Below are 10,243 nucleotides of genomic sequence, written 5' to 3'. Positions count from 1 at the left end.
GACGGGAGGGGTGTCGGGGAGGCCCCCGGGGTGGTCCCGCCACCTCCCCTGAGCAGGTCGTCGACGACCCGTCCGACGCCGTCGAGCAGGTCACCGACCGGCCCGCCGGAGGCCGTCGGCGTCGGCGCGGGAGCGAGCGCCAGGGTCAGGGCGAGCGCGGCCACGACACGCATGGTTCACCTCGGAAGGGGTCGGTGTGCCAGGCACCGTACCGCACTGCGGGTGGTCGCCGCGTGACGCCCCGGCGACCCGACCGGCAACGACGTACGGGGGACGCCGCGCGTGGCGTCCCCCGTACCGGGTGGGTCAGACCGGCAGGCCGCCGACCTGGGTGTTGATCCAGGACCGGATGGACGGCAGGTCCACGTAGATGGACGGGCCGGTGGCGCAGGTGGAGTTGTTGTTGCCGGCCCGGCTGGTGGCGCCGATCAGGGCCCACGCCCCGTTGATCTGGCGCACCTGCGGGCCGCCCGAGTCGCCGTAGCAGGCGCCCGAGTTGCCGTTGGTGTTGTTGGTGCAGATCTCGTACGGGCCGTTGATGCCGAGGCAGCGGCTGTCCGACACGATCGAGGTGTCCAGCTCGTGCGCGACGGTCGGGGCGCTGCCGCAGCCGCGCGGGGCACAGGTCTGGCCCCAGCCGATGATCCGGGTGGCGGTGCCGACCGCCCCGGAGGTGCTCGGGATCGGCGCCGGGGCGTAGCTGACCGAGCTGGACAGCTGCAGCAGCTTCACGTCGACGCTCGGGTGGTTCACCGCCCGGATCACGGAGACGACGGTGCCGCCGCTGTTGCGGTAGATGCTGCCCACCCGCACCGAGGACGGAGTCCCGCAGTGCTTGGCGGTGACCGCCCAGTTCGCCTTGATCAGCGTGCCGGTGCAGCCGGAGACGTACACCATCCACGGGTAGTTCTCGGTGGCCGGCCGGCCACCGACCACGAGCGGTCCGACGTCACCCGCGTCGTCGTTCCAGGTGTACGTCGCGGCCGGCACCGCCGACGCGGCCAGGCCGCCGGCGAAGAGCGAGTTGACCCGCGAGGCCTCGGTGGAGTTCGGGTACGCGTTGCGGCAGGAGATCGGCGCGCTGCTGCCGGACATCAGGTCGGTGCAGAGCCCGGTACGCCGGTCGGGCAGGCCGAGGATGTGGCCGAGCTCGTGGCTGGCGATGCGGGTGCGGTCGTACCCCTGGTTGACGGCGGTCCAGCCCATCCAGATCAGGCCGGAGCCGAGCCCGGTGACCTGGGCGCGCGGCCAGCCGCTGTCGACGTAGATGGTGACGTTGCCCGGCGTGCGGGCAACCAGCTGGACGTTGCTGACCCGGCTGTTCCAGATGGCTGCGGCCTGGTCGAAGTTCGTGCGGAACTCGCCAGCCCGGCTGGCGTCGTAGTAGACGGTCCGGGCGGCGGACGCGCCCGGGTCGGCGGACGCGCTCGTGTCGGTGGCGGCCTGCATTCCGGTTGCGGCCAGCACCGCCGCCAGCGCGGCGGTCGCCGCGTGCAGCAGTTGTCGTCGGAACATACACGCACTCCCTGAGTTGTCCGGCGGCGTGCCACCGCCGGTCATCGATGTACGTGAATGCTAGATCGAGGGTCGCCGATATACGGCATAACGGAATCGTCATACCGACGCTCAGTCGGCACGCCCGCGCCGCCACGGGGCGATCGACGCCGGACGGACCGGATCGGCACGCCCCACGGCGGGGGGCGCGAAACACGAGCGGATCGCGCGGCCCGGCGCCGGAGACGCATCAGCCCGGCCCGGCGTTCATCCGGTCGACGGTCCAGCAGCCCGCCTGGACGGGCGGGTGGCCCGGCGGATGTCGCCGGCCGCCAGGGCGAACAGCGCGAGCGCGCCGGCGAGGGCCACGTCCACCCCGATCACGAATCCCCGCTCCGACCCGGCCGGCGCCACGGCCACGCCGACGGCGAGCGCCACCGCCGCCGCGAGCGCCATGCCCAGGCGGGCCGACGTCTCACACCGCACGGCTCCCCGGCCCACCGGCGGCCGTCCCGCCACGAGGCCGGCACGCAGCCGCCACGCGGCGGCGGCGATGAGCAACGCGCCGAGCGCCCCGGCGGCCCCGATCAGCAGCCACGGCAGGGCGAACGCCCCCGCGCGCCGGGCGGGCGACGACACGCCGATCGCCGCGAGCAGCGCGAACCCGACCGACAGCGCGACGTGGACGAGGGCCACCCGCCACAGGCGACGGCGCAGCTCACCCAACTCGGTGACGAGCATCGACACGGCTGCCCCCTTCCCGGGCCCACCTCGCATCGTGCCACGTCACGCCCCGTCGCCCAAGGAGGCGACCGGACGCCACCCCGTTTGACAGGCAATCGACGTACTGCTATTTGTTAATACAGTTTCCTAAAGCGCGCGGCGGTCGCCAGGCCGAGCCGCCGCGACGGAGGCCCACCGACCGGAGGCGGCGCGCCGCCACTCCCCCACCGAGGAGCGCCATGCCTCGCAAGCGGACAGTCGCCCAGCTCTCGGGCGCCCTCGTGGTCACCGTCGCCGCGATCGGCTACGGCCTACCCTCGGCCAGCGCCGCGGCGGCCGGGCCGATCACGGGCCTCGGCGGGAAGTGCGTCGACGTCGCCGGGGCCAACACCGCCAACGGCACGCCGGTCCAGCTCTGGGACTGCAACGGCACCGCGGCCCAGGTGTGGACGGTCGGCAACGCCGACGGCTCGGTCCGCGCGCTCGGCAAGTGCCTGGACGTCACCGCCGCGTCGACCGCCGACGGCGCCAAGGTGCAGCTGTACGACTGCAACGGCACCGGCGCGCAGAGGTGGACCGCCAGCAACGGCGCGCTGGTCAACACCGGCTCGGGCAAGTGCCTCGACGTCACGGACTGGAGCACCGCCAACGGCGCCCGGTTGCAGATCTGGAGCTGCGCCGGCACCGCCAACCAGCGGTGGACGCTGCCCGGCGGGGGCGCCACGCCCACCCCGTCGGTCCCGGCCGGCGCTCCCCTCGACGACCCGGCCAAGAAGGACGTCGCCATGCAGCTCGTCTCGGCGGCCGAGAACTCCTCGCTCGACTGGCGCGCGCAGTTCTCCTACATCGAGGACATCGGCGACGGGCGGGGCTACACCGCCGGCATCATCGGCTTCTGCTCCGGCACCGGCGACATGCTCGAACTGGTGGAGGCGTACACGCGGACGAAGCCCGGCAACGTGCTGGCCGGCTACCTGCCGGCGCTGCGCGCCGTCAACGGCAGCGACTCGCACGCCGGCCTCGACCCGTACTTCCCCCGCGACTGGCGCACCGCCGCCGCCGATCCCGTGTTCCGGGCCGCCCAGGAGGCCGAGCGGGACCGCGTGTACTTCAACCCGTCCGTCCGCGACGGCAAGGCCGACGGGGTGCGGGCGCTCGGCCAGTTCGCGTACTACGACGCGGCGGTGATGCACGGCTACGAGGGCATGCGGGCGATTCGCAGCCGCGGCCTGGCCCGGGCGAAGCCCCCGGCCCAGGGCGGCGACGAGCGGACCTGGCTGCACGCCTTCCTCGACGAGCGGGTCGCCGAGATGAGGAAGGAACCCGCCCACTCGGACACCTCCCGCGTGGACACCGCGCAGCGGGTCTTCCTCAACAACGGCAACTTCGACCTGAACACGCCGCTGGTGTTCGCCGTCTACGGCGACCAGTACCGCATCGGCTGACGCCCCCGCTCACGACCGTCACGCGACCCCGGCGGGGGCGCCGGTCTCCCGCAGCCGGCCGTCGGCGAGGCGCAGCCAGCGGTCCACGCCGATCGCCGCGAGGAACCGCTCGTCGTGGCTGATCACCACGAACGCGCCCTCGTACGCGTCGAGCGCGCTCTCCAGCTGGGCGACGCTGACCAGGTCCAGGTTGTTGGTCGGCTCGTCCAGCAGGAGCAGCTGCGGCGCCGGTTCGGCGAACAGCACGCAGGCGAGGGTGGCGCGGAGCCGCTCGCCGCCGGAGAGCGCCCCGACCGGGAGGTGGGCGCGGGCGCCCCGGAACAGGAAGCGGGCGAGCAGGGTCATCCGCTGCGCCTCCGGCATCGCGGGCGCGTACGCGGCCAGGTTCTCCGCCACCGTGCGGTCGAGGTCGAGCAGGTCCAGCCGCTGGGACAGGTACGCGATCCGGCCGTCGGCCCGCCTGATCCGGCCCTGTGCCGGCTGCACCTCGCCGTCGAGCACGCGCAGCAGGGTGGACTTGCCGGCGCCGTTCGGGCCGGTGAGCGCGATCCGCTCGGGCCCCCGGATCGTGAGGTCCACGCCGTCACCGGCGAACAGGGCGCGCTCGCCGTAGCGGACCTGCACGCCCTCGCCGTGGAAGACCGTGCGCCCGGCCGGAAGGTTGGTGCCGGGCAGTTCCAGCGTGATCCGCTGCTCCTCGCGCAGGGCGCGGCCCGCCTCGTCGAGCCGGGCCCGGGCGTCGCTGACCCGCGCCGCGTGCGTCTCGTTCGACCGGCCCGCCGACTCCTGGGCGCCCCGCTTCATCGTGCCGGCGAAGATCTTCGGCAGGCCGGCGCTCCTGAGGTTGCGGGCGGCGTTGCCGGCCCGGCGCTCGGCCCGCTCGCGCGCCTGCTGCATCTCCCGCTTCTCCCGCTTGACCTCCTGCTCGGCGTGGCGGACGTTCTTCTCCGCGACCTCCCGCTCGGCGCGCACCGCCTCCTCGTACTCGGTGAAGTTCCCGCCGTAGGAGCGGATCTCGCTGCGGTCGAGTTCGAGGATGCGGTCCATCCGGTCCAGCAGCGCCCGGTCGTGGCTGACCAGCAGCAGGCAACCCGTCCAGTCCTCCAGCGCGGCGTGGAGCCTGCGGCGGGCGTCCAGGTCCAGGTTGTTCGTGGGCTCGTCGAGGAGCAGGACGTCGGGCCGCCGCAGCAGTTGCGCCGCCAGGCCGAGCGAGACGACCTGGCCGCCGCTGAGGGTGTGCAGGGGCCGGCTGAGGGCCACGTCGTCGAGGCCGAGCCGGTCCAGCTGGGCGCGGGTGCGCTCCTCGACGTCCCAGTCGTTGCCGATCGTGGTGAAGTGCTCCTCGGCGGCGTCCCCGGACTCGATGGCGTGCAGCGCGCCGAGCACCGGCGCGATCCCCATGACCTCGGCCACCGTCAGGTCGCCGGCCAGCGGAAGGCTCTGCGGCAGGTAGCCGAGCACCCCGTCGACGGTCACGGAGCCGCCGGTGGGCCGGTGCTCCCCGGCGATCAGCTTGAGCAGCGTGGTCTTGCCGGCGCCGTTCGGCGCGACGAGGCCGGTGCGGCCGGCGCCCACGGTGAACGACAGCTCCTCGAAGACCGGGGTGTCGTCCGGCCAGGAGAAGGAGAGGCGCGAACAGATGATGAACGCATCGGACATGCGGAAACCCTCGGGGTGACGCGGGCGCGCCGGGCGCCCTGGGACGGGACTCGGGGAACGACGGCCCGTGGCCACGACGGCGGCGGTCGCACGCCTGCCGGTGGCCGGGCACTTCCGGTGTCACCCGGAGATGTCGTCGTCACCCGCCACGTCTGGTCTCCCTCTTCCGATCACTCGCGCCCATCCTAACAGCGCGGGCCCGCTGCGACGGGCACGCGCTACGCCGGCGACGGCGTCAGAGGCCCGCGCACGGGTCGTCGCCCAGCGAGCAGTCCTCGGGCGCCCTGGTGAGCTGGTCGACGTCGCGGACGGCGAACGTGAAGGTCCGCGAGCGGCCGGCCGGCACGGGCGGCCCGGTGAAGGTGACGACCTGCCCGTCCTGGCGCCACTCGGCCCCGCTGACGTCGGTGAGGGTGCCGCCCTCGGCCAGCGTGACGACCACCCGCCAGCCGTTCACCGCCGCGCTGCCGGGATTGTCGACGACCACCTCGCCCGTGTAGCCGAACAGCCGCGTCGACACGGTCTCGTAGCGGGCGGTCGCGGCGGGGGCCGACGGCGCGCTCGAGGTGGGCGTACGCGACGGCGTCGCCGAGGGGGTCGCCGAGGGCGTCCGGCTGGGGCGGGAGGGGGTCGGCGTGGCGCTCCGCGTGGGGCGGGCGGAGGGAGTCGGCCGCGCCGTACGGCTCGCGGTGGTCGTGGCGGTCGGCGACGTCGCCGGAACGGGGCCGGCGACGGGGTCCGGCTCGGCCGGCAGCACCGCCCACACCGCGGCCCCGGCGGCCAGCACGACGCCGGCCAGCCCCGCGACCAGCAGCGGCCAGCGGTGACGGCCGACTGGTGCCGGCTCGTCGCCGACCGCCTCGGTCACCGGCATCTCGGCGGTCATCCCGGCCTCGCCCCGCCGCAGGTCGACCTGTCGGAAGGCCAGCCAGTCGAGGATCGCCGGCAGCCGTCCCGTCAACGCCTGCCGGTACGACTCCTCGCGGCGCTCGCGCTGCTCGTCGGACCAGCTGCCGTGCTCCAGCACCTCGCGGACCGACAGCCGGCACCCCTCGGCGGTGAGGACGACGGCACAGGTCAGCCGGCTGCGCCGGCCACCCTCGAGGCACCGCAACGCGATGAGCTCCGGCTCCCGCCGGTCGGTCACCTCCGCGTCGACGGCGGCGTCGAACCCGGGCAGTCCCGCCGTGAACAGCAGCAGCCGGCCGCGCGCCCCGGCCATCGGCTCGACCTCGGTGAACCACCGGGCGAGCAGCGCGCGATCCGTCAATGCGTGCCACACCCGGTCCGCCGGGTGGAACAGGTCGACCTGTACGTCGATCTCGGTCACGGCGAGACTCTACGGGTATCGATCGCGGGCCGACCCAAACGGGGGGACTCCCACCGCGCGGGGCCGGCGCCGCGCGGGCCGCCGGGGCGCACGAGCGGCGCCCGCCCCTCCCGGGCGTCGGTCGGCGGTCATCCCTTCACGCAGACCACCTGCTTGAGGTGCGCCACCACCTCGACCAGGTCCTCCTGCTGCGCCATCACCTGGGTGATGTCCTTGTACGCGCCGGGGATCTCGTCGACCACCCCGGCGTCCTTGCGGCACTCCACGCCGGCGGTCTGCGCGGCCAGGTCGGCGGTGCTGTACGTCCGCTTGGCCTGCGCCCGCGACATCCGCCGCCCCGCCCCGTGCGACGCCGAGCAGTACGCGTCCGGGTTTCCCTTGCCCCGCACGACGTACGAGCCGGTGCCCATCGACCCCGGGATGATGCCCAGGTCCCCCCGACCGGCCCGGATCGCGCCCTTGCGGGTGACCAGCACGTCGACGCCGTCGTAGCGCTCCTCCGCCACGTAGTTGTGGTGGCAGCTGATCGGCTCGTCGTAGCTCACCTGCGGGAACTGCTCCCGCACCACCTGGCAGAGCAGGGCGAGCATGACCGCCCGGTTGCGCCGCGCGTACTCCTGCGCCCACCACAGGTCCCGGCGGTAGGCGTCCATCTCCGGCGTGCCGGCGAGGAACACCGCGAGGTCCCGGTCGGGCAGGTCGGTGTTGTGCGGCAGCCGCCGGGCGACCGCGATGTGCCGCTCCGCCAGCTCCTTGCCGATGTTGCGGGAGCCGGAGTGCAGCATCAGCCACACCCGTCCCTCGTCGGCGCCGCCCTGCTCCAGGCAGACCTCGATGAAGTGGTTGCCGCCGCCGAGGGTGCCCATCTGCCGCTGGGCCCGCGTCTCCAGCTGCGCCACCCGCCGGTCGAGGTCGGCGAACCTGCGCCAGAAGTCGTCCCAGCCGGCCTGCTCCAGGCCACGGACCCGGCGCGGGTCGACCGGCTTCTCCCGCTGGTGGAACCCGACCGGGATCGTGGCCTCGATCGCCGAGCGCAGCCCGGCCAGGTCGTCCGGGAGGTCGGCGGCGCTCAGCGAGGTGCGGACCGCCGACATGCCGCAGCCGATGTCGACGCCCACCGCCGCCGGCGAGACGGCCTGCCGCATCGCGATGACCGAGCCGACCGTCGCGCCCTTGCCGAAGTGCACGTCGGGCATGACCGCGACACCCTCCACCCACGGCAGGGCGCCGATGTTGCGCAGCTGCTGGGCGGCCTGCGGCTCGATGCCGTACGGGTCGGTCCAGACCCGGACCGGCGCGCGGGTGCCCGCGAGCGGGGTGTAACTCATCGTCGTCTCCTCGTGTCGTCGGCTGGTCGTCGCCGTCGCGGCGGGACCGGAAAGGATCGACGGCCGCCCGGGAATCGAACCCGGCGGGAGCGACCTGCACGGCCGCTCCGCGCCCAGCGCGCGGCCGGCCCGCCGGGTGGCCCGACGGGACGGGAAGGGTGGCGATCGGGTGGACGAGAAAGCCGCCCGGTCCCCGGTGGGGTGGGCGGCTGCGCGTACGCGCTGGCGCTAGACGCGCCGCCACCCCGGCTGCCGCCCCTGCTCGGGACGGTGCTGCCCGCGAGATCGTCCGCCTGTGGGCAGCGGGGCACCCCCGCGCGGCGTCGGCCACGCGGCGTCGGTGCGGGTGCGCTGCGACACGGCGTACTCCCCTGGGTCGTTCGGCTGACCTTGCGTCGATGACGGTAGGCGGGTCGGGACGGTGACCGCAACGGATATCCACGGAACCGTTCGGCCGGCACCGAACCGTCCGGCCGATACCGTTCCGCCCCGACGACGTGGGCAGGAGGGGCTCCGATGCGGCTCAAGCGGTGGGTGGCGGAACGGTATCGGCAGGTCAACGGCGACCATCCGATGACGGCGGCGGACGACGCGTACGTGAGCGCGCAGTTCGCGGTGCTCGACGAGCTGTGCGCCGCGCACGGGTGCGACGCGGACGACGTACGCCGGCTGATGCTCGACCGGCGGCTTCCGTTGCCGGGATACCTGCGCTCCGACGGCGCGGAGATGGTGCCCGTGGACCTGCTCGCGCTCGCCGAGCGGGCCGGCGGGACGGACGCGCTGAAGGCGTGGTTCACCGGCCACTGGGCCGAAAAGGGCGTCGGCGCCGCGGAGTGGGACGCCTATCTCAGCGGCCGGTACGTCTGCCTGCGGTCGGTCACCCCGACCACGATCCGGCGCAAGGACGAGCTGGTGGCCGCCGTCCGGGCGGCGCTGGCGGACCTCGACGCCGACCCGACCGACGCCGGCGCGGCGCTGCGGCTGTCCGCTCTGGTCGACGAACTGGACGCCCTGATGCCGGCGTTCAGCCCGTACGACCGGCTGCGCTTCGGCGGCCCGACCTCCCGCGACACCTACGTCGACGCGGTGCGGGCCCGCCTGCGTCACCGCCCCTGACGGCACGACATCGAGGTGGCGGCCGCCGAGGCGCGCCGCCGCGCGACGAGGGCTGTCACCGGCGCGGTGGAAACGACATCCGCGCCACAGCGGCTTCCCTATCCTTCCCTTTCTGGACTAGGTTAGGGAGCGATGAGTGAGGAAATGTATTCGGTCGAGCAGGTGGCGGAGCGGCTGGGCCTGCACGTGCGCACCGTGCGCGGCTACATCCGCGCCGGCCGGCTCCGGGCGGTGCGGATCGGCAAGCAGTACCGGATCGCCCGCGCCGACCTCGACGCGCTGACCGGCCGGCCGGCACCCGCCGACGGCGTCGGCGGCGCGGCGGTGGAGGTGTCGAGCATCCTGCAGATCGACGGCGTCGACCGGGCCGCGGCCGACCGGCTGGCCACGCTCGTCCTGGCCGCGGCGAACAGCACCCACGACCACCCCGCGCACCCGCTGCGCATCCAGACCGTCCACGACGAGGAGCGGAACCGCATGAAGATCGTGATCCTGGGCGGCGCCTCGGCCACCGCCGACGTGCTACGCCTGGTCGACGCCGTGCTCGACGGCGACAATGGTCTGCTCACCGGGGAGGCCGACGGTGCCTGACGTCATCCAGGAACGGGCCGGGGTGCCGGTGCTGGTGTGCGACCCGGCCGGCCCGCCGGTGGTCACCGAGCAGGACGCGCTGGACCTGATCGGCTCGGCCTTCCTCGGCGCCCAGCTGGTCGCCGTGCCGGCGAGCCGGCTCGATGCCTCCTTCTTCTCCCTCGGCACCCGCTTCGCCGGCGACGTCATGCAGAAGTTCGTCAACTACCGGATCCGCCTGGTCGTCGTGGGCGACATCAGCCGACACCTCGCGGCCAGCTCGGCCCTGCGCGCCCTCGTGCAGGAGTCGAACCGGTCCGGCCACGTGTGGTTCGTCCCCGACCTCGACGCCCTCGACGCCCGGCTGGCGGCGGCGCGACCCGGCGGGACCGGGCCCGGGGCGCAGGGGGTGCCGACGCGCGGCTGACCGTCCCGGGATTGCCGGGCGGCGGGGCGGGTAACCGGCGCGGATGAGGCCGGACGCCGAGCCGGTGGACGTCGACGAGCCGCTGGCCGTCGACGGCCCCCCCGCGCCGCACGACGCCAGCGGCGAGCGGGTGCCGACCCGCGACCTGGCC

Annotated in this window: 9 protein-coding genes; 4 read left to right on the top strand and 5 right to left on the bottom strand. The window is 74.3% G+C overall.

The window, feature by feature from the left end; translation table 11 throughout:
- Window positions 1–306 precede the first annotated feature (306 nt).
- Together ACSNN9_RS26070 and ACSNN9_RS26065 are read right to left on the bottom strand one after the other, a co-directional pair.
- On the bottom strand, window positions 307–1,449 hold the full coding sequence (locus ACSNN9_RS26070; protein WP_436675851.1) for a snapalysin family zinc-dependent metalloprotease: 1,143 nt from the start codon (window positions 1,447–1,449) through the stop codon (window positions 307–309).
- 312 nt (window positions 1,450–1,761) lie between these two features.
- Window positions 1,762–2,241 carry a hypothetical protein gene (locus tag ACSNN9_RS26065; RefSeq protein ID WP_436675849.1) on the bottom strand — a complete coding sequence of 160 codons (480 nt, stop codon included), beginning with the start codon at window positions 2,239–2,241 and terminating at the stop codon, window positions 1,762–1,764.
- Between the two features lie 215 nt (window positions 2,242–2,456).
- On the opposite strand from ACSNN9_RS26065, the gene ACSNN9_RS26060 reads away from it, so the two are divergent.
- On the top strand, window positions 2,457–3,662 hold the full coding sequence (locus ACSNN9_RS26060) for a chitosanase (RefSeq protein ID WP_436675848.1): 1,206 nt from the start codon (window positions 2,457–2,459) through the stop codon (window positions 3,660–3,662).
- Between the two features lie 18 nt (window positions 3,663–3,680).
- Here ACSNN9_RS26060 and abc-f read toward each other — a convergent pair whose 3' ends face one another.
- From abc-f to ACSNN9_RS26045, 3 genes are all read right to left on the bottom strand, one after another.
- Window positions 3,681–5,321: a ribosomal protection-like ABC-F family protein gene (abc-f, locus tag ACSNN9_RS26055; RefSeq protein ID WP_436675846.1), complete on the bottom strand. Its 1,641-nt coding sequence runs from the start codon at window positions 5,319–5,321 to the stop codon at window positions 3,681–3,683.
- 235 nt (window positions 5,322–5,556) lie between these two features.
- Window positions 5,557–6,651 carry an SRPBCC family protein gene (locus tag ACSNN9_RS26050; RefSeq protein ID WP_436675845.1) on the bottom strand — a complete coding sequence of 365 codons (1,095 nt, stop codon included), beginning with the start codon at window positions 6,649–6,651 and terminating at the stop codon, window positions 5,557–5,559.
- 128 nt (window positions 6,652–6,779) lie between these two features.
- Entirely contained in the window at window positions 6,780–7,979 is a 1,200-nt protein-coding gene (locus ACSNN9_RS26045) for an RtcB family protein (protein WP_436675843.1), read from the bottom strand.
- Between the two features lie 516 nt (window positions 7,980–8,495).
- Between ACSNN9_RS26045 and ACSNN9_RS26040 the strand changes: the two genes are divergently transcribed.
- The 3 genes from ACSNN9_RS26040 to ACSNN9_RS26030 all read left to right on the top strand — a co-directional run bounded on the left by ACSNN9_RS26040 (window position 8,496) and on the right by ACSNN9_RS26030 (window position 10,092).
- The gene (locus ACSNN9_RS26040; protein ID WP_436675842.1) at window positions 8,496–9,095 is read left to right on the top strand and encodes a DUF6058 family natural product biosynthesis protein; all 600 of its coding nucleotides are present in this window, start codon (window positions 8,496–8,498) and stop codon (window positions 9,093–9,095) included.
- Between the two features lie 132 nt (window positions 9,096–9,227).
- The gene (locus tag ACSNN9_RS26035; RefSeq protein WP_436675841.1) at window positions 9,228–9,686 is read left to right on the top strand and encodes a helix-turn-helix domain-containing protein; all 459 of its coding nucleotides are present in this window, start codon (window positions 9,228–9,230) and stop codon (window positions 9,684–9,686) included.
- Entirely contained in the window at window positions 9,679–10,092 is a 414-nt protein-coding gene (locus ACSNN9_RS26030) for a DUF4180 domain-containing protein (protein ID WP_436675840.1), read from the top strand. The genes ACSNN9_RS26035 and ACSNN9_RS26030 overlap by 8 nt, the downstream gene beginning before the upstream one ends.
- The last annotated feature ends 151 nt before the right edge of the window (window positions 10,093–10,243 follow it).

It is taken from the genome of Micromonospora sp. URMC 107 (assembly GCF_051386315.1).
GTDB lineage: Bacteria > Actinomycetota > Actinomycetes > Mycobacteriales > Micromonosporaceae > Micromonospora.
This window is presented reverse-complemented; position numbering and strand designations above follow the sequence as displayed.